The sequence below is a fragment of the Halomonas sp. HK25 genome (genome assembly GCF_047795635.1).
Classification (GTDB): domain Bacteria; phylum Pseudomonadota; class Gammaproteobacteria; order Pseudomonadales; family Halomonadaceae; genus Halomonas.
In genome coordinates this window covers 540,024-562,178 of sequence record NZ_CP181044.1, presented here as the reverse complement: position 1 = coordinate 562,178, position 22,155 = coordinate 540,024, and the positions used below count along the sequence as shown (strand labels likewise).

At 62.4% G+C, this 22,155-nt stretch carries 18 protein-coding genes; 5 read left to right on the top strand and 13 right to left on the bottom strand.

Annotated elements, in window-relative coordinates; genetic code table 11:
* The 4 genes from ACM26W_RS02750 to ACM26W_RS02735 all read right to left on the bottom strand — a co-directional run bounded on the left by ACM26W_RS02750 (position 1) and on the right by ACM26W_RS02735 (position 5,709).
* The gene (locus ACM26W_RS02750) at positions 1–1,128 is read right to left on the bottom strand and encodes an acyl-CoA dehydrogenase family protein (RefSeq protein WP_416139346.1); all 1,128 of its coding nucleotides are present in this window, start codon (positions 1,126–1,128) and stop codon (positions 1–3) included.
* Between the two features lie 9 nt (positions 1,129–1,137).
* Entirely contained in the window at positions 1,138–2,319 is a 1,182-nt protein-coding gene (locus ACM26W_RS02745) for an acyl-CoA dehydrogenase family protein (RefSeq protein ID WP_416139345.1), read from the bottom strand.
* A 13-nt stretch (positions 2,320–2,332) separates the two neighbouring features.
* The gene (locus ACM26W_RS02740; protein WP_416140801.1) at positions 2,333–4,471 is read right to left on the bottom strand and encodes an acetate--CoA ligase family protein; all 2,139 of its coding nucleotides are present in this window, start codon (positions 4,469–4,471) and stop codon (positions 2,333–2,335) included.
* 86 nt (positions 4,472–4,557) lie between these two features.
* Positions 4,558–5,709 carry a Rieske 2Fe-2S domain-containing protein gene (locus ACM26W_RS02735; protein ID WP_416139344.1) on the bottom strand — a complete coding sequence of 384 codons (1,152 nt, stop codon included), beginning with the start codon at positions 5,707–5,709 and terminating at the stop codon, positions 4,558–4,560.
* Between the two features lie 513 nt (positions 5,710–6,222).
* On the opposite strand from ACM26W_RS02735, the gene ACM26W_RS02730 reads away from it, so the two are divergent.
* The 3 genes from ACM26W_RS02730 to ACM26W_RS02720 all read left to right on the top strand — a co-directional run bounded on the left by ACM26W_RS02730 (position 6,223) and on the right by ACM26W_RS02720 (position 8,276).
* On the top strand, positions 6,223–6,615 hold the full coding sequence (locus ACM26W_RS02730) for a RidA family protein (RefSeq protein ID WP_416139343.1): 393 nt from the start codon (positions 6,223–6,225) through the stop codon (positions 6,613–6,615).
* A 2-nt stretch (positions 6,616–6,617) separates the two neighbouring features.
* The gene (locus tag ACM26W_RS02725) at positions 6,618–7,607 is read left to right on the top strand and encodes an amidohydrolase family protein (RefSeq protein ID WP_416139342.1); all 990 of its coding nucleotides are present in this window, start codon (positions 6,618–6,620) and stop codon (positions 7,605–7,607) included.
* A 198-nt stretch (positions 7,608–7,805) separates the two neighbouring features.
* A complete protein-coding gene (locus ACM26W_RS02720; RefSeq protein ID WP_416139341.1) occupies positions 7,806–8,276 on the top strand; it encodes a MarR family winged helix-turn-helix transcriptional regulator in 471 nt (156 codons plus the stop codon).
* Positions 8,277–8,484: 208 nt separating this feature from the next.
* Here ACM26W_RS02720 and ACM26W_RS02715 read toward each other — a convergent pair whose 3' ends face one another.
* The 8 genes from ACM26W_RS02715 to ACM26W_RS02680 all read right to left on the bottom strand — a co-directional run bounded on the left by ACM26W_RS02715 (position 8,485) and on the right by ACM26W_RS02680 (position 17,351).
* Positions 8,485–9,285: a 3-hydroxybutyrate dehydrogenase gene (locus tag ACM26W_RS02715; RefSeq protein ID WP_416139340.1), complete on the bottom strand. Its 801-nt coding sequence runs from the start codon at positions 9,283–9,285 to the stop codon at positions 8,485–8,487.
* 70 nt (positions 9,286–9,355) lie between these two features.
* Entirely contained in the window at positions 9,356–10,096 is a 741-nt protein-coding gene (fabG, locus tag ACM26W_RS02710) for a 3-oxoacyl-ACP reductase FabG (protein ID WP_416139339.1), read from the bottom strand.
* A 72-nt stretch (positions 10,097–10,168) separates the two neighbouring features.
* Positions 10,169–11,359 carry a thiolase family protein gene (locus tag ACM26W_RS02705; RefSeq protein ID WP_416139338.1) on the bottom strand — a complete coding sequence of 397 codons (1,191 nt, stop codon included), beginning with the start codon at positions 11,357–11,359 and terminating at the stop codon, positions 10,169–10,171.
* 65 nt (positions 11,360–11,424) lie between these two features.
* On the bottom strand, positions 11,425–12,984 hold the full coding sequence (locus tag ACM26W_RS02700) for an acyl CoA:acetate/3-ketoacid CoA transferase (RefSeq protein ID WP_416139337.1): 1,560 nt from the start codon (positions 12,982–12,984) through the stop codon (positions 11,425–11,427).
* Positions 12,985–13,038: 54 nt separating this feature from the next.
* On the bottom strand, positions 13,039–14,337 hold the full coding sequence (locus tag ACM26W_RS02695; protein WP_416139336.1) for a TRAP transporter large permease: 1,299 nt from the start codon (positions 14,335–14,337) through the stop codon (positions 13,039–13,041).
* Between the two features lie 4 nt (positions 14,338–14,341).
* Positions 14,342–14,857, bottom strand: coding sequence for a TRAP transporter small permease (locus ACM26W_RS02690; protein ID WP_416139335.1), 516 nt, complete (start codon positions 14,855–14,857; stop codon positions 14,342–14,344).
* Between the two features lie 66 nt (positions 14,858–14,923).
* The gene (locus ACM26W_RS02685; RefSeq protein WP_416139334.1) at positions 14,924–16,054 is read right to left on the bottom strand and encodes a C4-dicarboxylate TRAP transporter substrate-binding protein; all 1,131 of its coding nucleotides are present in this window, start codon (positions 16,052–16,054) and stop codon (positions 14,924–14,926) included.
* A gap of 154 nt (positions 16,055–16,208) precedes the next feature.
* Positions 16,209–17,351 carry a DcaP family trimeric outer membrane transporter gene (locus ACM26W_RS02680; protein ID WP_416139333.1) on the bottom strand — a complete coding sequence of 381 codons (1,143 nt, stop codon included), beginning with the start codon at positions 17,349–17,351 and terminating at the stop codon, positions 16,209–16,211.
* Between the two features lie 470 nt (positions 17,352–17,821).
* On the opposite strand from ACM26W_RS02680, the gene ACM26W_RS02675 reads away from it, so the two are divergent.
* A complete protein-coding gene (locus ACM26W_RS02675; RefSeq protein WP_416139332.1) occupies positions 17,822–18,748 on the top strand; it encodes a helix-turn-helix transcriptional regulator in 927 nt (308 codons plus the stop codon).
* Positions 18,749–18,895: 147 nt separating this feature from the next.
* Here ACM26W_RS02675 and ACM26W_RS02670 read toward each other — a convergent pair whose 3' ends face one another.
* Positions 18,896–20,785: an FAD-dependent monooxygenase gene (locus ACM26W_RS02670; protein WP_416139331.1), complete on the bottom strand. Its 1,890-nt coding sequence runs from the start codon at positions 20,783–20,785 to the stop codon at positions 18,896–18,898.
* 318 nt (positions 20,786–21,103) lie between these two features.
* Here ACM26W_RS02670 and ACM26W_RS02665 point away from each other — a divergent pair, with 318 nt between their 5' ends.
* The gene (locus tag ACM26W_RS02665) at positions 21,104–22,111 is read left to right on the top strand and encodes a TRAP transporter substrate-binding protein (protein WP_416139330.1); all 1,008 of its coding nucleotides are present in this window, start codon (positions 21,104–21,106) and stop codon (positions 22,109–22,111) included.
* Positions 22,112–22,155: the final 44 nt, after the last annotated feature.

The following is a 22,155-nucleotide window of genomic DNA, read 5'->3' as shown; positions in this document are numbered from 1 at the left end:
TTACGCCGCCGCAGCGGGGCTTTTTTCGAAGGTTTCCAGGTGATGCGCGATATCACCGAACAGGCGCTCCGCCACCATCAGCCGCTTGACGTAGTGGCCCACCTGGCACTCGTCGGTCATGCCCATGGCCCCGTGCATCTGCACCGCCTCCTTGGCGATCAACCGAGCGGCCCGGGCCACGGTCACCCGGGCAGCGGCGACCAGCTTGCGGCGCTTTTCGGCATCCGCCTCATCCACCGCCATGGCCGCCACCGCGGCCATGGAGCGTGACTGCTCAAGGGCGATCACCATGTCGACGAAACGGTGCTGAAGCGCCTGAAACTTGCCCAATGGGGCACCGAACTGCTTGCGGACCTTGAGAAACTCGCGGGTCTGCTCGACCAGCTCGGTCATGCTCCCCACAGACTCGGCGCACAGCGCCGCCGAGGCGCGATCCAGCACCGCCAGGAGGGCGCGCTCTGCCGTCTCACCCTCGGCAAGCAGCTGCCCGGAGGAGATGAGCACGTCCGCGAAGCGCAGCGTGGCGATCTCTCGAGCATCCAGGCTGGTCCCTGCCGTCCGAGTCAGCCCCGTGGCATCGGCCGGTACCACCAGCAGCTGTAGGGCGCCGTCGCGTTCGGCCGCTACCACGAAGGCATCGGCCTCGGGACCATCCAGCACCAGGCTCTTGGCGCCGCTGAGCAGATAGCCATCCCCCTCAGGGGTCAGTCGACAGTTCATCCTGCCGCTCTGGTAGGCATAGCGAGCCTGAGGTTCGTCCAGGGCCAGGGCCACACGGAGCTGGCCCATGGCGATAGGCGCCAGCCACAGCTCCTGCAGCTTGGGAGTCCCCAGCGCCTGTATAAGGCTTGCTGATATAACAGCCGTGGAGAGATAGGGCTCCGGGCTCAGGCAGCGTCCCAGCTCCTCGATCACGCCCATCTGTTCGACCATGCCCTGGGCGCTACCGCCACACGCCTCAGTGACGGTCAGGCCCGTCAGCCCCAGCTCGGCCATCATCTCCCAGCGTTTCCGGCGCCGGTCGGCGCTCACCCGCTGCCCGCGCATTTCCAGCGGATATTCGCCGTCGCAGAAGCGTCTCACCGCATCGCGCAGCTGCAACTGCTCTTCACTAATCGAGAAATCCATGATCGTCTCCTAACCTCGCAGCAACATCTGGGCGGTGACGTTGCGCTGCACCTCGTTGGTGCCGCCGTAGATGGACAGTTTTCGGGAATCCAGGAAATTGGCCGCCAGCGAGGCCCGCTCGTCGTCACCAATCAGCGGATCCTCGCCCTCCAGCCGCATGGCCTCTTCGGAGAAGGGAATGGCCGCGGGCCCAGCTACCTCATAGAGCAGCTCGAAGATATCCTGGCGCAGCTCGGTGCCGCGTATCTTGAGCATCGAGGCCTCGGCGCCCGGGGCGCTGAAGGTCTGGTTCTCACCGAGGATGCGCAGCCCGGTGGCCTCCAGGGCGACCAGCTCGATCTCCAGCTCGGCGACCCGGCGCCGGAGGTGAGGGTCGTCGGCCATGCCCTGCTCGTCGAGCAGGCGCTTGACCCGCAGCAGCTGCTGCTTGGAGGCGCCGATGCCGGCGATGCCGGTGCGCTCGTGCCCCAGCAGGTACTTGGCGTAGGTCCAGCCCTTGTTCTCCTCGCCGACCCGGTTCTCCACCGGCACCCGCACGTTGTCCAGGAAGACCTCGTTGAGGTCATTGCCGCCCTCGTAGAGCTTGATCGGGCGCACTTCGATGCCCGGGGTGTCCAGGTCCATCAGCAGGAAGGAGATCCCCTCCTGAGGCTTGGCGTCCTTGTCGGTCTTGACCAGGCAGAACAGCTTGTCGCAGAAGTGGGCGTAGGAGGTCCAGATCTTGTGGCCGTTGACAATGTAGTGGTCGCCATCACGCACGGCGGTGGTGCGCATAGAGGCCAGATCCGACCCGGCACCCGGCTCGGAGAAACCCTGGGCCCACCAGCTCTCGCTGCGGCGGATTGCCGGCAGGTACTTCTCCTTCTGCTCGGGGGTGCCGAAGGCAATCAGCACCGGCCCCAGCATGTTGATACCACTGGCAATGATGCGCGGTGCGCCACCCAGCAGGGTCTCCTCGTCGAAGAGGTACTTCTGGATCGATGTCCAGCCGGGGCCGCCTTCCTCTTCCGGCCAGCCCGGGGTGATCCAGCCCTGATCAAAGAGCCTCGTGTACCAGGCCACATAATCGGCCTTCTCGAGGCGCAGGCCTCGCTCCACCTTGGCCTTGATGGCCGGGTCAAGCTCGTCCTGAACGAATTGTCTGACCTCCTGGCGGAAGGCCTCTTCTTCCGGTGTAAATTCCAGTCTCATGATTCGTTCTCGCCTAGTTGTGTTGCGGGCTGGTCACGACCAGCGCGTCCAGGGCCACGACGCCGTCGGGATAGGCCACCAGGGGGTTGATGTCGATCTCCTCGACCTCCGGGCAGCTCTGCATGACTTCACCTACCCGGGAGACCACCTCGGCAATGGCGGTGATATCCACCGGCTCGCTGCCACGCAGGCCGGTCAACAGGGCCGCCCCCTTCAGGGAGAGGATCTCTTGCGAGATATCAGCCAGCTCTGCATCGGCAGGCAGCAGGCGCACATCCTTGAGCGCCTCGATCCATACGCCTCCCAGGCCGACCATGACCACCGGCCCCCACTGGGGATCGCGTCGTGCCCCGACGATCAGCTCGACGCCACCGCGCCCCATGGCTTCCACCAGCACGCCATCCAGGGTCAGCTCTGGCCGAGCCGATTTGACCGAAGTGTGCAGTCGGTCCCAGCCTCCACGCAGTGCTTCTTCATCGGCCAGGCCGACCACCACGCCCCCCGCATCGGACTTGTGGGGCAGATCGGCCGATTGCGCCTTGATCACCACGGGATAGCCAACCTGATCGGCGATCGACACGGCTTCGTCGACGCTGGTGGCCAGGCGTCCCGCCGGGAAGGTGAACCCCATAGCGGAGAGCCACTGCTTGCAGCGATATTCGGCATGCAACCCGCTACCGGACAGGCTCGGCAGCTGGCGCGTCGGCGTCTGGGCCCGCTGGCGACGCAGGCTGCGTCCATACTGCTCCACTCGGGCAAAGGCGCGTACCGCACGATCCACGGAACGGAAGAAGGGCACGCCACTCTCCTCGATGGCCTGGTGGAATTCCGGGATCAGCTCCGCCTGGTCGCCCAGGATGACCAGCGCCGCAGGCTTGGTGCACTGGGCGATGGCGGGTACCAGGTGCCTGGTCTTGTCGAGCTGGCCGACCCGGGGGCCTCCCATCATCGCCACCATGACGCCACCGACGCCCCGATCCTCCGTCACCACCTGGCACAGCCGGGTGTAGGCTTCCGGGTCCTTGGCGCTGATGGTGGTGAAGTCCAAGGGGTTCTCCGCCACCGCATAGGAGGGCAGGATAGCCTCGAGACCCGCCACGGTGCCCGCGGAGAACGCCGGGAAGGTCAGGCCGATATCCTCGCCCAGATCCAGGGCACAGTTCTTGATGGCACCGGAGTTGGTCAGGAGTGCGGGGGGTGCCGCCGGCGGCTCGGGAAACTTGTGCAGAATGGCGGTCACATCGAACAGCTCATCCAGGGTATCCACCAGCAGCACCCCTTCGCCACGCAGCCGAACGCAGGCCGCCGCATGGTTGCCGGCCAGGGCCCCGGTGTGGGACTGCACAGCATCCCTGGCGCGGGAGCTGCGACCTGGCATCAGCATGACGATGGGCTTGCCGGCCTTGCGGGCCCGCGCCACCTGGGCAAGGAACAGCTCTGGATAGCGTACCTGCTCGACATAGAGGGCGATGACCCCGACCCGCGGTTCGTCGACTAGATGCGCAAGATGATCCTCGATGCTCAGCACCGCCTCGTTGCCGGTGGAGATGGCGTACATGACCGGTAGACCATTGGCGATCAGGGCATCACGCAGGTTGTTGGACATGGCGCCACTCTGTGCAATGACCGCCACACCCGGACGGGTCTCCTGACGCAGTCTGGCACTGTACTCCGGACCGAGCATCTGCGGCTCGAAGGTCAGTGGAATGCCATCGGCCAGGTTGCTGAGCCCCATGCAGTTGGGACCCACCACCATCACGCCGCCCTCCTCGGCGGCCCGCGCCAGCTCAGCCTGCTGGCGCTCACCCTCCTCGCCGGCCTCCGAGAAACCAGAAGCAAATACCACCGCCGCCCCGATACCGCGACGTCCGCAGGCCTCTACCGATTCGACCACCGCCGAAGCCGGCACCGTCAGCACCGCCACGTCGATGCCTTCTGGCAGGTCATCGATCGAAACCACACAAGGGCGCCCCTTGACTTCAGTACCGGTGCGACTGACCAGATGCAAGCTGCCGGTGTAGCGGAAATCATCCAGATTGGATAGTACGAAGTTCCCGAACGATCTCTCTGTGCCGGAAACCCCCACCACGGCAACCGATGCTGGATAGAGCAAGCGCCTGACATCATGGAGCCGACGCTCTCCACAAAACATAGAGGCTGTAGGCATTGTCTTGTTGTCTCCTGTGCTCCGGTCAACCGCGTGGGTCGACCGGTGTACATCCATCACGTCTGGGCCTGTCATTGGTCGTCCACCAGGACTCTCCAGTCCTGCTCCTCGGAAATGATGCCGCCCACGGAGCGAATCTCCGCATACTTCAGCTCATCACCGGTAGGTAATGACTTACCACTCTCATGGTCCTCGGCGGCACGCAGCAGCAGGTTACGCACCCGCAACACGGCGCCATCGGCGGAGCAGAGCTGCTCGGTAGTACGGTCCACGATGGGCCCCTGCCCCAGGAAGATAGCGAAGTCTTCAGTGCCGAAGTGCTGGGGGAAACCGGTAAAGTGACCACGCGCCATGACACCACGATCCTGGCCCCAGTTGTTGGTCTCATCACCGGGCGGCAGCGGAGGGAAGTCCATCAGGTCGGAGCCGATGGTGAAGGGCGTCACTCCCAGTGGGCGAGTGGTATTGAAGTGGACGAACCAGGCACGGTGATGGGTATCATCCACTGGCACACTGAAGAAGACGGTGCCTGGCCCTCCCTCTTCAGGCGGGCAGATGATGCCGTACCAGGGCATCACGAAGTTGTTGACCCGCACATACTGCTCATCTTCGCCGATCGGGCGCAGGGCGGCGTAGCGGAAGCCGTAGGTCATCTCCTCGAACTCGAGACGTGGCGCCCGCACCTTGGTCATGTGCATACGCTGGGACTTGCCGGAGGTCAGCTCGGTGGACGAGGAGTGCAGCACCCCCACATGAGAGGTATCCATGGACGCCTCCACACCTTGCACCCAGTTGGTGGGGATTTCCTGGCAGGCCACGGCACGCTGATTCTCGGGCAGTGAGGTAAAGGGCAGTTCCGGGAAGGCGGGGGCAATCTCGCCTTCGCCCAGCCAGACCCATACGATGCCGCCGGCCTCCTTGACCTTGTAACTGTTGAACTTCACCTTCTGGCAGAAGCTCACCTGGTCACCGGTGTGGTTGGGCGCCTCGATCATCTCGCCGGTCACGCTGAACTTCCAGCCATGGAACAGGCAGGTCAGGGCATTATCCTCGTTGCGCGCCACCGCCAGCGATGCCTTGCGGTGCGGGCACTGTTCATCGAAGCAGGCCACCCGGCCGTCATCGGAACGGAAGACCACATAGTTATCACCGAGCAGTCGAACACGAATCGGCGCACCACCTGCCTCGAGAGAGAGAGAGGAACGGCTGGCAGCCAGTGCCACTGGCGGAGCATCTGTCCCATTGAAGCGCCGTTCTCGACGCGTGTCAGACGGTCGTTGTCTTGCTGAGTCATAGGCATCGTTATTCTCCTGTTGTCTTTATCTACCCGCTGGGCTGTGTCGGCTCCTCGGCCGGATGCCCGAAAGGCTGGCCCTCCTGATCCCGGCTACGTCGGGACACTGACATTCGGCAGGACGTCGGGGGTTGCTTTTCTTTTCTTTATCAGGGAACCTTACATACATCGTGTAGCCAGTCAGCGGTTTTGTCAAGACGCACTCAACGATTGATACCAAGCTCTGGCAAAGCGCCACCAAGAATTTTCAACTATCTGATATAGCAATAAAAAGTCTGGAAGAGGCAGTCGAGGGTAGCCACACAGAAAGCCGTACTCTCGACCTTAGTGTGACTCCGGACAGCCGGCACTCAGTGGCCGGTGTGTTCCTGGAGCAACCGGAGTGAAGGCAAACGCCTCAGCCGCCAGCCAGTCATCATCAACAACAAGAGGAGGGTCCGCCATGAGTGGCAAACGCAGCATCTCAATCCCCGGGTTCGGGCACCGGGCTCCGATCCCCGGAGCCGCCCGAGTCGGCAACCTGTTGTTCTCATCCGCCATCTCGGGCATCGATCCCGAGACCGGGCAGCCCGCCGATAGCGCGGCACGCCAGGTGGAGCTGGTCTTCACCCACCTGCAGTCCCTTGTCGATGCCGCCGGCACCAGCCTGGCTCACATCGGCAAGATGGCCATCTACGTTCGCGACAACAGCATCCGCGAGCTCATCAACGAGGCCTGGCTGACACATTTTCCCGACCCGGATGACCGCCCGGCGCGGCACATCCAACTGGCCGAGCTTCCCGGCCCGCTGCACCTGCAGATCGAAGTGATCGCCATCATTCCAGAAGGAGAATAACCATGATCATCGACTCTCATGCTCATATCATCATGCCCCAGGAGAGCTACAAGTACTTCACCGAGCTGGTCGGAGGGCGCGGAAACCCCTCAGGGAACCCGAAGATCCCCGATGCCTCGATTCGTACCTCGGGCGAGGCACTGCTCAAGATCATGGACTCCGTGGGCACCGACATCCAGCTGATCTCGCCGCGCCCCTATCTGCAGCTGCACTCCCTCAAGCCGGCCATCGTCTCCGAGCTCTGGAACCGGCACGTCAACGACGTCATCTACCGACTGGTCGAGATGTTCCCGGAGCGCTTCCGCGGTGTCGCCGGCCTGCCCCAGCACCGCCATGAATGCCCTTCGGTGCGAGTCGTGGCGGAGCTTGAGCGCTGTGTCAAGGAACTCGGCTTCGTCGGCTGCCTGATCAACCCGGATCCCACCGAGGGGGATGAGCTGCCCCCGCCAGGCCTCGGCGACCCCTTCTGGTACCCGCTCTACGAGAAGATGGTGGAACTCGACGTGCCGGCCCTGATCCACTCTGCGGGCAGCTGCCAGCCACGTGAAAGCTACACGCTGAAGTTCATCAACGAGGAGAGCACGGCGGTCATCTCCCTGCTGACCTCCGATACCTTCGAGCGCTTCCCCGAGCTGAAGATCGTCATTCCTCACGGCGGCGGCGCCATCCCCTACCAGATGGGCCGTTTCCGCGCCTGGAACGTGCGCAAGGGTGAAGAGCAGAGCTTCGATGAGAAGCTCAAGAAGCTCCACTTCGATACCTGCAACTATTCCAAGGAGGCCCTGGAGTTCCTGTTCAAGGTGGTCGGGACTGACAACGTGCTCTTCGGTACCGAGAAACCCGGCACCGGCAGCGCCCGGGATCCCGTCAGCGGCCGTGACTTCGACCACCTCAAGCCGGTCATCGAGGAGATAGAGTGGCTGACCGAGGAGCAGCGCAGGAACCTCTTCGAGTGCAACTGCTGTAGTTTGTATAATCTGAACCTGAAGTAATCGACCCCGGGGAGGTCACACCCCTCCCCTCCGACCCGCTTCACGGAGGCTTCCAGGCATGCCGGTCCACGCCCGGCATGCCTGGAATTGCTTGGCAAGCATCATTCCAGCTTATATGCCAGCCTTATATGATAAGGTCTCAGAAGGAGCGCGCACGCCAGAGTCTCGCCTGCCAATCACAAGCAAGGAAACGCCCCCATGGATCATACTGCTGCCGTCAAGCTGAAACACAGCCCGAGCAGGAACACCACCTACCTGCTGGCCCAGACCACCAACATCATCCGCAACTCCTGGATCGATCCGGCTCTCAAGCAGCATGGCCTGACCTCACTGCAATATACCGTGCTGTCGGTGATCAAGCGCTACAGCGGCCTCTCCTCGGCCGAACTGTCGCGCCACTTCTTCGTCACGCCCCAGACCATGGGCCCCATCCTGACCCAGCTGGACAAGCGAGGCTTGATCCTTCGCGAGGCCAACGCCGAGAACCGCCGGCTCCTGGCCATCAGCCTTACCGAGCAGGGAAGCCGTCTGCTGCAGACCTGCAACGAGGTGATCACCGATATCGAGAACGAGATCTTCAGCGAGCTCAACGAGGAGACCCTTCAGCACTTCCGCGAGACGCTTCAGCGGATCTACCGCCGTGCCCAGGATAACCACCGTCCGAAGTAGAAGCGCCCCTCGCCTGGAGCTCGGCCTGCTCAATGGCCATGATCGGCAAGCGAGGAAGCCGCAGAATGGGGGCGGGCGACCTCCCCAGTTTTCCCCGTTCACTTCAAGTGGACCGTATAGCGATAGACGGCACCCAATGATTCACGGATGCTGGACACAGCGCGATACCGTCGTCAACGTCTTGACGGCAGTCTGCGCACCGGCCTACCTACTGCATGTGGATCCCATGGCCACAATTGAAGGACTGCCCGCTCAAGGCCGCCGTTTCCTGCCTGGCCAGGAAGACCGCCAGATCCGCCACCTCATCGACACTGCCCGGCTCCTGATCCACGGTATTCTTGAGCAACTCCTTCTTGAGCGCCTCTTCCTCACTCATGCCGAGCTGGCGCGCCAGGTCGGGGAGCTGTTTTTCGATCAGAGGGGTCATCACCAGCCCGGGTGAGATAACGAAGGAGCGGACCTTCCGCTTACCCCCTTCCTTGGCCAGCACGCGGGCCAGGCCAAGCAGCCCGTGCTTGGCGGTGACATAGGCGCACTTGTTGATGCTGGCCATATGGGAGTGCGCGGAACCGACATAGATCACATTGCCGCCCCGATCATGCTCGTACATGGAACGCAGTGCTGCCTGGGTCGTCAGGAAGGCACCATCCAGATGCACGGACATCATCTTCTTCCAGTCGGCGAAATCATACTCATCAATGGGATTGACCAGCTGGATACCGGCATTCGAGACCAGGATATCCACTGGACCCAGCTCATTCACGACTCTGTCAAAGCCCTGGTCCACACTCGCCTTGTCGGAGACATCCATCTTCAAGGGAATCGCCCTGCCGCCACGCTCCTCAATGTCGGCAACGATGTCCTGAGCCGCATCCATATTCCGGCCGGCCACTGCGACGGAGGCCCCCAGTTCGGCGAACCGCTGTGCGATCCGCTGGCCTATGCCACTGGTCGCCCCCGTCACCACTGCTACCTTGCCCGACAGTTCCATGCCTGCCACCTCTTCCATAGTGGGGAAATCCCGAGATACGCGCACCAGCGGGGCTCAGTTCCTGAACCTTGACGCTCGGAGCCGCGCCCTAAACGTACATCCCGCCGTTGACGTTCAGCGTCTGACCATTGACGTAGGAGGCATCATCGGACGCCAGGAAGGCCACCACGCCAGCCACCTCCTCCGGCAGGCCGCCACGCCCCTGAGGCACCCGTGAGATCAGCTTGTCGCGGACCTTTTCGGGGATCTGCGCGGTCATCTCCGACTCGATGAACCCCGGCGAGACGGCATTGATCAGCACCCCCTTCCGGGCGAGCTCCTTGCTCAGACTCTTGACGAAGCCGATCACACCGGCCTTGGCTGCGGAGTAGTTGGCCTGGCCAAAGTTGCCCTCGTTTCCCGACAACGAGCTGATGCAGACGATGCGCCCGGACTGCTGCTCCACCATGTAGCGAGCCGCCTCCTGCGTGCAGATGAACATCGACGTCAGGTTGACATCGAGCACCGTCTGCCACTGCGCGTCGGTCATCTTGAGAAAGGCCGCATCCCGGGTGATGCCGGCATTGTTGACCAGAATATCCAGGCGCCCGAAATGTGCCTTGACGCGCTGCATCACCGCAGCAACCTGCTGACGGTCGGTGACGTCACAGACGGCGGCAAGGCTGTCATGCCCGGCATCGGCCAACTCGGCGGCCATCTTCTCGGCCTCCTCGCCGTTGATATCCACTACCACCACCCGGGCGCCTTCGTGGGCCAGGCGCTTGGCCATGGCTGCTCCCAGGCCGCGTCCGGCTCCCGTGACGATGGCCACTCGATCGGAGAGTCGCATGGCATACCTCCCTTGGTTGCATAACGCCAGGCCCGATGGCCCGGCCTTGTCAGGAATGGCGGCGAGCCGTGATCAGCCCACCTTGACGACCAGCGCCGCCGCCGAGTCACCGGCGGCACAGCCAGTGACAAGAGCGTAGCCGCCGCCCTTGAGCGCGGTCTCCTCGATGGCCTCGATCAGCAGCCGCGCCAGAGTCGGCCCCTGGGGATGGCCGAACACCAGCGAGGTGCCGTAGTTGTTGAAGCTGTGGGCGTCGAGGCCCAGGGTCTTCGCCAGGTGCAGGTCGTTGACGATGAAGGGGCTGTGGTTCTTGATGGTCGTGATCTGGTCGATGGTCAGCCCCGCCTGGTCGAGGGCCTTCTGAGCCGCCGAAGCCGGCGCCATCGGCATGTGGGCCGGCTTGGTGCGAGCATGACCATAGGCCAGCACTTGAATCGGCAAGCCCACATCGGTGCTTAACTCCGCCGCTCGCTCCCGTGTGGTCACGATGATCCCGGCATTGCCGTCTGCCGGGTGGGTCTGGGAACCGAAGGTATGAATACCGTCGGGCTGCACGGTACGCAGCTTGGCCAGTCCTTCGGCCGTGGTCTGCGTCACGCCCTCGTCCGTCTCGACCAGCTTGGTCTCCTTGCGTGAGACCGGCACCTCGATCGGGAACATGTAGCGTTTCTGGAAGGCACGCTCATCGGCGAGCGCCTCGGCGTACTGCTCATAGCGGCGCAGCGTCAGCTCATCGGCCTGCTCGCGGGTGAACCCATGCTCGCGGGCGACATTCTCCGCCGTGGTCAGCATGTCCGTGCCGGTAACGGGATCGGCATTGATATTGTCCATGTTCCAGTTTTCGGCGATCACCTCGCCACCTGGCCCGGCGGGGTTGGGCCAGATGGTGTGCGGCGCATTCGAGGTACGATCGGCGAGCAGGCAGTACGCTGTCTGAAGCGAACCGGTTTCGACCGCTGCCGCCGCATTGAACACCGCAGTCGTCGAGGTGGCACAGGCCTGAGCCACATTCTGACCAGGGATACCCGCGGCCCCCATCATGGCCGCCGCCCAGGGCGCCCCGTAGAAGATCGCCTTCTGGCCGACGGAAACGCCGAGATAGAGATAATCGAACAGCGCCGGATCAATCTCGCGGCTGTCCAGCCAGCGCTTGCTGGTGGCGGCACCCAGCTCGATCGAATTGTAATTGGCCAGGCTGCCCTGCCATTTGCAGAAGGGAGTGCTGTAGTAGCCGCCGTAGGGGATGAAGGCGTTCTTGAACATTGCTGACTCCTGTTGTGTTGAATCGGCTGCCAACTGCCTCGAAACGAGACAGGCGAGTATTCGGTTTACCTGCCGACCAGGGTGTCACGCAGCCCGCCCCACTGCTCCTTGAAGAGCTCCGTGGGCATCTCCTTGAGATCCGGCGAGACCTTGGGCGTAAATTCCATGGCCGCGAAGATATCGCGCTCCATATTGATGCCAGGGGCAATTTCCGTCAGGGTGATCTCCCCATCGATAAGCTCGAACACACAACGCTCGGTGACATAGAGCACCGGCTTACCAACTTCCTGAGCGTAGCGGCCACTGAAGGTGATCTGATCGACGCGATCGACAAACTTCTGGCGGCTACCCTCTTGACGGATATTCAGCCGCCCATCCACGATCTCTACCTTGCTGCCATTGGTAAAGGTGCCACAGAACACCACCTTGCGGGCGTTCTGGCTGATATTGATGAAGCCACCGGGGCCTACCACCTTCTTGCCGAACTTGCTGACATTAAGGTTGCCTTCATGGTCGGTCTGAGCCAGGCCCAGGAAGCAGACATCCAGGCCGCCGCCATCATAGAAATCGAACTGATAGCCGTGGTCGATGATCGCTTCGGCGTTGTAGGCGGTGGCAAAGTCGCCGCCGCTGGCGGGCACGCCGCCATAGGTACCCAACTCGGTGGTCAGGGTCATCAGGTCGCTGACGCCCTCCTCGGCCGCCACGCTGGCGACACCCTCGGGCATGCCGATCCCCAGATTGACCACAGCACCCGGCACCAGCTCCATGGCCGCACGCCTCGCGATGATCTTGCGGGCATCCAGGGACATGGGCTTGATGCCGCCCAGCGGCATCTTCAGGTCGCCCGAGAGGGCCGGGTTGAAGTAGGTCGCCATCGTCTGGGTATGGTTTTCTGGCTTAGCCACCACCACATAGTCGACCAGGTCACCGGGGATCTTGACCTTCTGCGGATGCAGGGTGCCTTGCTTTGCCACGTATTCCACCTGAGCAATAACGATGCCCCCACTGTTTCTGGCAGCCTGAGCCATGGAGAGCTGTTCGAGGAAGATGGCTTCGCGCTCGAGGGTCAGATTACCCCGCTCATCCGCTGTCGTCGCACGAATGACCGCCACATCTATCGGGAAGGTGCGATACATCAGCCACTCCTCTCCCTCCAGCTCGATAAGCTTGACGAGATCCTCGGTGGTAACGGTGTTGGCCTTGGCCCCTTCCAGCCGAGGATCGACGAAAGTCCCCAGGCCAACCTTGGAGATCACCCCGGGCGTCTTGCCGGCAATATGCCGCCAGAGATGGGCCATCACACCCTGCGGCAGCAGGTAAGCTTCTATCTTGTTCTCGAGGACTAGTTCCACCATGCTCGGCGCCATACCGGTATGGCCGCTGACCAGTCGCTTGACCAGGCCTTCATGGCCCAAATGACTCATGCCCTTGTCCTGGCCATCACCACAGCCGCAGCTGTGTGCCACTGTCAGGTTGCTTGGCGCTCCAGTCTCCAGAAATCGTGCCTCGAGGGCCGCGGCCACGTCTTCCGCGAAGCCACTGAGCCCCGCTGTGGACCATACCAGCGTGTCGTCATGCTTGATCATGCCAACTGCCGTGTGGACATCGACAATCTTGCTCACAGTTTACACCCCATACATTGAATTGATTGTCGGCCTCGCTGCCGAACTCGGGACTCAGCTGCCCGTCAGAAACAGGACAATCTGGGGATAGAAAATCACCAGGGCCACGATCACCAGGTCAGCGACCAGGAACGTTGACACTCCCTTGAAGATATCCACCAGTGACGCATACTCTCCGGCCACACCCTTGATAACGAAGATATTCATTCCGACAGGCGGCGTGATCATGCCGATCTCGAGCAGCTTGACCAGCAGTACGCCAAACCAGATAAGACTGACATCGTAGAGTTCGAACACCGGCAGCAGCACCGGCAGGGTCACCAGCATGGCGCCAAACGGTTCCATGAACAGCCCGAGAAACAAATAGATCACCACCACAACCAGCATCAGCTGGAGATAGGTCGGATCCCAGCCGGTGACCGCACTGGTGATATAACCCGCCAGGCCACTCAAGCTGAGAAACAGGGTGAACATGCTCGCCCCGACCCCGATGATCAACAGTGCCGAGGTGGTCGAGAGGGTCTCGAGCAGAGCGGCCTTCATCGCCTTGCCATCCAGCCGGCGCAGGAGCAGCCCGATGAGTATCGCACCGGCCGCTCCCACGGCCCCGGCTTCTGTCGCCGTAAAGAACCCCGAGAACAACCCACCGAACACCAGAAAGGCCAGCACCAGGACGGGCCATATATCGATCAGCGCCTGCCTGGCACTGATATCTTGGACGTCTGCCGGTTTACGGGGCACGATGTCCGGGCGTAGCCAACTGACCAGCAGAATCACGATGCTGTAGCTGGCGGCGGTCAGCAGCCCGATGGAGATCCCTCCCAGAAAGACCTGGGTGATCGACACCTGGGCAAAGACCCCATAGACGATCATCAGAATGCTTGGGGGAATCAGCGCCCCTATGGTGCCTCCAGCCGCAATAGTGCCGCAGGCAAAACTGGGCTTGTAACCAGAATTGACCATTTCAGGAATGGCGATTCGCCCCATGGCGGCGGCCGTAGCCACGCTCGAACCACTGACCGCGGCGAAGCCGGAACTGGCAACGATACTCGAGATCGCCACCCCACCCGGAAGCCACCGGAAGACCACCTTGGCCGCATTGAACAGGCCATTGGTGAGCCCGGTATGGAAGCATACGAAGCCCATCAGCAGAAACATCGGCACCGCACTGAGGGTCCACTTGGCGATGAACTCATAGGGTGTCGAAGAGAGCATGCCGATGGCGGTACTCCAGCCGAACATCATGGTGATGCCAGCCAGCGAGACGATGATCAGCGACAAGGCGACAGGGACTCGTAACGCCAGCAAGGCCAGGAGTGCCGCGAGCCCGTAGAAACCGATTTCAACAGCCATGGAATTACCCTTCTTTCGAGTCGGCGGGATAGGCCGTTCCACTGGCCAGCAGCGGAATGCGTACGAGGCAGACAATGGCTGCCAGACAGAAAGACACCGGCAGTACGAAGTAGGTGGGCCAGACTGGCATCGGGAAATTCAACGCCATCACATAGGAGCCAATGGCAAATTGCTCCATGGCCTTGCCCCAGGTCGCGACCATCAATACGGCATAGACGATGGCTGACAGCAGTGACACCAGCACATCGGACATCCGGATCAGCATGGGGCTCATCAGGCTTTCCAGGGCTTCCACGGCGATCATGTTCTTGCGCCACTCCACCCAGGCCAAGGGAAGCAAGGCCAAGGTTATCAAGTAGTAGCGTGTGACCAACTCAAGGGTAGCCGGAATCGATATCGACAACGTCGAGCGCAGGATGACATCCAAGGTCACATGAACCACCATCAACAGGATGGCGATGGTACCCAGCAGCCCTAGCCCCATGGATGCTTGGTTCACCAGGCGATATAACCAGGACATGACAACAACCCCCTATCTTGACGAAAGGCCCCGGGATTGCGCGTGCAATCCCGGGGGTCAGCGGACTCAGGTACCGTAGGAGGAAAAATCCACCTGGTCCCAGACTTCCCGGTTGATGGCTTCAGCGATGGCTTCGGGATCCTCACCGACCTCCTCGACGATGCCGTTCCACTTCTCGACCAGTTCCTGGAAGCGCTCCAGTTTGGCGGCAGCGTCGCTCACCCCGTAGCGGCTCTCGGCCTGCTCGGCGGCATAGATCAGGTCTTCCTCGGCGAAGCGGCGAGTCGCTTCATGCAGCGATTCATCGGCCTCGAGAATCTCGATGCCACTGTTGCGCGCCACCTGGTCAGCTTCGGCAGGCATCTCATAGGCCCAGCGCTGGGTCGCCAGGGCACTGGCTCGAGTAGAGGCCCGCGCAACGGCTTCACGATCCTCGGCAGACAACGAATTCCACACCGCCTGACCAACCGCATGAGAAGTCGTACTATGGAAGGTGCCCAGTCCTATGTAAGTCAGATAGTCGATGGCATCTTCCAGTCGGAATGAGATGATATCGGCGGAAGAGGCGATCGAACCGTCGATCACGCCTTGCGACAACGACTCGAAAGTCTCCCCTACCGGGGTAGAGGCCGGGGTACCCCCCATGGCTTCCAGCCAGCGAGAATACTGTGGCCCCCCTACGCGCATGCGCATGCCGCGCAGGTCTGCCACCGTGGTCACCGGCCTGTTGGTCAGCAGGTGATAGACATCCGTCGTGTGAGTGCTGGTATACACCATCCCCAACCTACTGAACTCTTGCTGGCAGGCCTCGCAGGTGGCGATGTATTCGGTTACTGCTCCGTTCATGGCAAAGGAGTTGGTGCCCAGCAGGGCCATGTCGCCAATCAGGTTGAAGTTCGGCAGGTCCGCAGGAAAGTAGGCCGGTAGCAGCAAGCCGGCTTCCACCAGGCCACTACGAATCGCCGTCCGCATATTGCCCAGCGAGGCGATCTCCGTCCCCATGATCTGCCCACCCAGGCGGCCATCGGACTCTTCCGCCAAGGCCGTCACGAACTCGGTGTACAAGGGAGTATGCGCCGGGTGAACGGGGGGTACGCCAGGGGCCAGACGCAAGTCTCTTGCCTGGGCCGACTGCAGTGCCACGCCACCCGCGATGGCACAAATCGCCAAACTCTTGATGATAGCTTTGATAGTCATACTGGAACCTCACTTCGTTAGCATTATTGGTAATTGATCGCCAGGAAGTCGTTCGCAACAAGCAGGCGATTCATTCCGGTCATGGAGGGCTAGCGCTATATCCAGCATAGGCCATCCCCTCCCGACTCAGCGTGTCGACTGCCGCCTTCACGGCTCAGAAGCTGTACTTCACCATGCCCTGCAGTCTCACCGCCTCGCCCTCGCGGCCATCCAGGGTTTCGCGAGCATGCCACCCCGCCTCCAGGCCATAGCTGACGCGCTCAACCGGCGACCAGATATAGTTCAGGAAAAAGCTCTCCCGACGGTCGCTGGTTTCTCCCGGATAGGGTGAGTCGTCCAGATCGGTAACGGTGCGATAGTAGGCCGCATTGATGGATCCGGGGCCGACCTTCACCGTCATCCCCAGGGTGCCGCCAGTGCTCTCGACGGTCCTGAGCCTGCCGTCGGCACCGACATAGGCCGGGGCGGCATCGATGGCCGGGGTCGAGGTGGGGTTCTCGTTCAGATAGCTGCCGATGCCGTCGCCATGAGTGACTCCTGCGCGCAGGGTAACGGCCTCGCTGACATTCAGCGCTCCTTCCAGGGCGACCCCCCAGCCAAGCGTGCTGTCGTCCTGGTCGATGGCATCGTATTCAAGATGGCGAAGCACCGCCGAAGTGGAAACGGCAAAGTCGTCGGCGCGGCGTGTATAGCGCAGCGTCAGGTCCGGAAGCCGGCTCTTGTCGGCACCCAGACCAAACGTCTCTTCACGACCTCCAAGCTTGTCAGGGTCTTCGAGCGCTACCGAGAAGTTGCCCTGGGTGTAGCGCAGCTGAGCCTGTCGGGAGGTATTGGGCATGCCACCCAGCCCGGTAAAGCTCACCGTCGGCGTGGCCGCCACGAAGCCATGAAAGTTGGTCCAGGTCTGGCCGGCCAGGATACCGTTCCATTCACCATAGGCATGGCGAAGACGGAACTGACCGCCGCCCCCACCGTAGAAGTCGCCCTCGATGCGTGTATTGAGAACACTGCCTTCAAGAGGGGTAGAAGTGCTGAAGCCGAGACGGCTCTCATAGGCATGCAGGGTGCTGTGACCCGTCGAGCTGCGTTCATCATCACGACTGATGGCCAGGTGGTTGACGCTGATGCCAAGGTCGTCGTCGACATCGTAGATGATGTCCAGCTTGGCATAGCCGTAAACACCCAGCGTGGTGTCGCCGACAGAGAATTCCAGTGCGGAGGCTGAACCCGCGGCGGCAAGCCCCATCAGGCCACCCGCCAGCGCGGTCAGGCGCCTTGTGGTCGTCAAGTGATTCATTTTTCTACCCTTTTGTACTTGCTTTTGTACTTTATTGTCGCGGATCTCGGTCGTCAGGAGACCTCATGGGCGAGGACGGCTGGCCGTGGCGCCTCCTCCACTCACCGCACGGAGGCTTAAGCACTTCAGTGCAGTGGCGTGCATTATAGTTCCACACCAAGGCCCGACCGAAACCCGACCTTAGTCGCAACCAAGACTCAACACTCAGCGGGTCTCACTCCCAAGCATCATCCTGAGATAAAATATTAACCAAATGATTTTAAAAGTAATATTCTAGAATCAAAGTGCATATCAGCCACCATTTCGCCTGCCAGGTCGCCCCGGCCGGCTTCATCGGTGGCGATTGCCCGCCGGCATTTGTGCACTATAATGCCATCCACACCACAGGATCAGGGTGACACCCTCCCCATGGACGCTGCACCAGGCCTGACTCCCATACGCATTGGGCAGCACACAGATCGGGACCGGACATGAAGCCAGCCGAACATCCGCCAGACAGCGGCATCGCAGACGCCGATACCGAAGTGAGCCTTGCCGCTTCCATCGGTGAGCGGGTACGGGCATATCGCGCACGCCGCAGCATCTCCAGAAAGCACCTTTCCGCCCAGTCCGGCATATCGGAGCGCTACCTGGCGCAGATCGAGACCGGCAAGGCGAACATCTCCATCGACCTGCTCCAGAGGCTCGCCCAGACCCTGGTGGTACCGCTGCACGGCCTGCTGCCTGCCTCCAACGAGCGCCCTCTCCCTGCCCCCCTCCGGGAACTGTTCAATCGACTCTCCCCGACTCAGCTCGAGGAGGCCTACCGGCTGCTCGCTCAGCACTTCGAGTCGCCGCGCCATTCACGCTGCGGTATCGCCCTGATCGGCATCCGCTTTGGTGGCAAGACGACGCTGGGAGAGCGCCTGGCCGAGCACTGGGATCTCCCCTTCATTCGCCTGAGCCAGCGCATTGAAATGCTGGCGGGCATGAAAGTGGGCGAGATCCTGGAGATGGGAGGGCAGCGCAGCTATCGCCGCCTGGAGCGACAGGCCCTGACGCAGGTGATCCGCAAGTCTCCCCGCTCGGTGCTTGAGGTCGGCGGCGGCCTGGTTACCGAGCCGGAAACCTTCCAGAACCTGCTCGGCCACTTCTATACGATATGGCTACACGCCACCCCTCCGGAGCTGATGAAGCGGCTGATGGCGGCCGGTGACATGCGCCCCCTGGAAGGCAATAACTATGAGATCGCCATGGAGGATCTGACGCGAATTTTTGCCGAGCGCGAGGCAGAATATCGCCAGGCGGACTACATCCTGGAAACCACGGGCAGGTCGGTTGAGACCTGCTTAGAGGAACTGGTCAGGATCAGCCAGGATATAGTCGCCTCTAACCAGGAAGAGGCTTCCGACCACTGAGCCGCCGGGGGGGGGAGGTGAAGAGCTGCCCCCTTCGAGTGAGGACGCAGCATTGACGCGAGGCGTGCCGGAATCGTTCAGGGTGGACCCGCATACGGCGATGCCGACCCACCCTCATTGTCTCTGGCGAAGGGCGAGTTAACGCTATCAGCCAGGCTCCACCATGAAGCTGGAGAAGAACCGGGTGAGTTCATCGAAGCCATCCAGCGGGAGTACGAGTGAGACGTACTGGTCCGGTCGCACCACCACCAGGGCACCGGCCCCGCGATCGATGCCCCGCAGGTCGAAGATGTCCTGATCGGTTCCCAGCACCGGCGCATGGGCCTTCTGGTAGTCCTGAAGCCCGAGGGCCCCCTTGTGAGGCTTGAGGAAGTCGTGCATATCGGCCCAGTCAACCTCGAGGTGGGACTGCTGGATGATGCCATGAACGTCGAAGACCGCGTCCGGGTCGGCCCCTTTCGGGGTGAAGCGACGGATCGGTGACGCCTCGCTGGCGAGGAAGTCCATCAGCGCGTTCAGTCGAGAGCCCGGGCTTCTCGGGTCCACCATGTCGGCGAAGGCGTAGAGCCGCCAGCGGCCGTCGGCGCGATGGACGTGCCCGAGGTGGACCTGCTTGGCATCGCCGAGTCGGATGACCTCGGCCGAATGGAACCGCCGCCCGGGCGGGAAACCGGTGGCCAGGGCCAGGTGGGTGTCATCACCGGTCAGCAGGTCCGGCGCGTAGTGGGTGGCGAACCCCGCGGTGAACTCACAGTTGGTGACGAACTGGCGCTGCACCTCGGCCAGCCCCTTCATCGCGGCCTGGGGGTCGTCGGAGTCCTGCGCGGCGCCGATCGCCCGCGACCACCGGGTATCCATCTCGATCAGGTTTTCCGCGATGACGTGACGCTCGGCGTTATAGGTATGCAGCAGGCTGGCCGGGCTGCGATCCTGCAGCACCGAGATCAGCTTCCAGCCCAGGTTGAAGGTGTCCTGCATCGACACGTTCATTCCCTGGCCGGCCTTGGCGGTGTGGGTGTGGCAGGCATCCCCGGCGATGAAGACCCGGGGCGTGCGGCTCTCCATCTGGTCGTCGTCGACATCATCGAACTTGTCGGTGACCCGGTGACCGACACGGTAGACGGAGAACCAGGCGGTCTCCTTCACCTCGAAGGTGTATGGCGCCAGTACCGCCTGGGCCTTCGCCAGCACGTCGTCCTCGGTCAGCCAGGCGTCCGGGGCGATATTCCCCATGTCGACGTAGAGCCGTACCATGTAGCCGCCCTCGCGAGGGATCAGCAGGATGTTGCCCGCCTCGGCGGATTGGATCGTGCACTTGAAGCGGATGTCCGGGAAGTCGGTCACCGCCAGGACGTCCATCACACCCCACGCCTTGTCTTCGCCGTGGCCCTGGGGCACGCGGCCGATCGATTCGCGCACGACACTGTGGGCACCGTCGCAGCCCACGACATACCGGGCGCGGACGCTCTTCTCGCCGTCCGGTGTGTTGAGGGTCACGGTCACCCGCTCGTCGGCGGCCTCGGGGACCTCCACCCTGAGCGTCTCGTGGCGGTAGTCGACCTGCAGGCGGCTGGAGGCGTTGTGCATGTACTCCAGCAGGAAATCGAGCAGCCGGGCCTGGTTGACGATCACGTGCGGGAACTCGGAGAGGCCATCGCGAACGTCCTGCACGCGACCGAGCCGGGTGATCCGCGACTTGTCATCGGAGTCCGGCCCCCAGAAATGGGTCTCGTTGACCCAGTAGGCCTCGCTGGTCAGCCGCTCGGCCAGGCCGAAGGCCTCGAATGTTTCGACCGTACGGCAGGCGATACCGTCGGCACGTCCCACCTCGAGTGGCCCATCGGACTTCTCCACGACGCGGGTGACGATCTCGGGGAATGTCGATAGCTGGGCAGCCAGCAGCAGCCCGGCCGGACCGGTACCGACGATCAGGACATCCACTTCCTCTGGCAGCGGACCCTGTTCGGCGCTGCGCCCCGGGGCTGCGGGCTGAACCCGGGGGTCGCCACTGCGGTAACCATCGAGGAAATACTGCATCTGCTCGCTCCATCCCGTGCTCTACGGGTTTTCATTGTTGATGAACCATCAGGGGTTGGGTCGTATCCGATGTAGCGCCTTGCCACGACCCATTTAATCAGTATTGTGATCATTATGGCGCCGTACAATTAGACTTTCATCCAATCCCAGGCGGCCTGGCGGGTCCCGGCATCGACTTTCGGCTAATTGATCATTACTGTGATGATCACAATACTGACTCAGGTCATTATTTACCCACCCCAGCCCCCAGACTAGATTGAAACCTGGCTTCTGTCCCATCCCCTGGACCACCCCCTACAACCAACATGAGGGTCAACAATGATAACCACCTCACGCGCTTCGCGCCGCCATGCCCTGACCATCACGCTGCTCTCGGCCTCCCTGCTTGCCGTCAGCACCCCGCTGCTGGCCAAGGAGCTGCGCCTGGGCATGATCACCCCGCCCCAGCACATCTGGACCCAGACCGCCGAGCAATTCGCCGAGGCCGTGGCCGAGCGCAGCGAGGGCGAGCTGACCATCACCCTCTTCCCCGCCGGCCAGCTGGGCGACGAATCGGCGATGTTCTCGCAGATGGAAACCGGCTTGCTCGACATGGGCATCATGACGGCGGCCCTGACCAGCCAGCGTGAGCCCTCCATCGTCGGCTGGTTCACGCCCTTCCTGTTCGGCAGCGTCGAGCAAGCGGCTCGGGCCACCGAGACCGAGGCCGCCCAGCAGATGCTGGACAACCTGGAAGACAAGGGGCTGCACGCCTTCGGCTATACCTTCGCCGGCATGCGCCACATCCTGATGCGCGATGGTCGCGTCGAAGGCATGGATGATGTCGCCGGCAAGAACATGCGCATCATTCCCTTCGCGGCCATGAACACCTGGTGGCGCGCCATGGATGCCCGCCCCACGCCCATCAGCCTGCCGGACGTCTACCAGGGGCTGCAGAATCGCATGCTCGACGGCGTGGATATCGACCTCGACGCCCTGGTCGGCTCCGGTTTCTATGAGGTCGCCGAGCACCTGACCCTGACCAGCCATATGGCCTTCCCCGCCGTTTCGGTGATGAGCCAGGCGACCCGGGCCTCCCTCTCCGACGAGGAGCGCCAGATCATCGACGAGGCCATGGAAGAAGCCCTTGACTGGGGCATCGAGGCCCAGATCGAGGCCGAGCAGCGCAACCTGGCCACCCTCCAGGAGGCCATCGATGTGTTCACCCTCGAGAGCGCCGAAAGCGTCTTTGCCCCGGCCAACCAGGCCTTCGCGGAACGCTTCGGCGATCATCCGCTGATCCAGGCCTTCCAGCAGCAGTCCGCCGAACTGCTCGACGCCGAATAAGGCCGGTCGGGGCGCCAGGGCGCCCCGAGCCGGACAGGAGGGCA

Bases quoted from the DNA above. Each gene is read 5' to 3' on its own strand.
- ACM26W_RS02750 (WP_416139346.1), bottom strand. From the start codon at position 1,128: ATGGATTTCTCGATTAGTGAAGAGCAGTTGCAGCTGCGCGATGCGGTG.
- ACM26W_RS02745 (WP_416139345.1), bottom strand. From the start codon at position 2,319: ATGAGACTGGAATTTACACCGGAAGAAGAGGCCTTCCGCCAGGAGGTC.
- ACM26W_RS02740 (WP_416140801.1), bottom strand. From the start codon at position 4,471: ATGTTTTGTGGAGAGCGTCGGCTCCATGATGTCAGGCGCTTGCTCTAT.
- ACM26W_RS02730 (WP_416139343.1), top strand. From the start codon at position 6,223: ATGAGTGGCAAACGCAGCATCTCAATCCCCGGGTTCGGGCACCGGGCT.
- ACM26W_RS02725 (WP_416139342.1), top strand. From the start codon at position 6,618: ATGATCATCGACTCTCATGCTCATATCATCATGCCCCAGGAGAGCTAC.
- ACM26W_RS02720 (WP_416139341.1), top strand. From the start codon at position 7,806: ATGGATCATACTGCTGCCGTCAAGCTGAAACACAGCCCGAGCAGGAAC.
- ACM26W_RS02715 (WP_416139340.1), bottom strand. From the start codon at position 9,285: ATGGAAGAGGTGGCAGGCATGGAACTGTCGGGCAAGGTAGCAGTGGTG.
- fabG (WP_416139339.1), bottom strand. From the start codon at position 10,096: ATGCGACTCTCCGATCGAGTGGCCATCGTCACGGGAGCCGGACGCGGC.
- ACM26W_RS02705 (WP_416139338.1), bottom strand. From the start codon at position 11,359: ATGTTCAAGAACGCCTTCATCCCCTACGGCGGCTACTACAGCACTCCC.
- ACM26W_RS02695 (WP_416139336.1), bottom strand. From the start codon at position 14,337: ATGGCTGTTGAAATCGGTTTCTACGGGCTCGCGGCACTCCTGGCCTTG.
- ACM26W_RS02690 (WP_416139335.1), bottom strand. From the start codon at position 14,857: ATGTCCTGGTTATATCGCCTGGTGAACCAAGCATCCATGGGGCTAGGG.
- ACM26W_RS02685 (WP_416139334.1), bottom strand. From the start codon at position 16,054: ATGACTATCAAAGCTATCATCAAGAGTTTGGCGATTTGTGCCATCGCG.
- ACM26W_RS02680 (WP_416139333.1), bottom strand. From the start codon at position 17,351: ATGAATCACTTGACGACCACAAGGCGCCTGACCGCGCTGGCGGGTGGC.
- ACM26W_RS02675 (WP_416139332.1), top strand. From the start codon at position 17,822: ATGAAGCCAGCCGAACATCCGCCAGACAGCGGCATCGCAGACGCCGAT.
- ACM26W_RS02670 (WP_416139331.1), bottom strand. From the start codon at position 20,785: ATGCAGTATTTCCTCGATGGTTACCGCAGTGGCGACCCCCGGGTTCAG.
- ACM26W_RS02665 (WP_416139330.1), top strand. From the start codon at position 21,104: ATGATAACCACCTCACGCGCTTCGCGCCGCCATGCCCTGACCATCACG.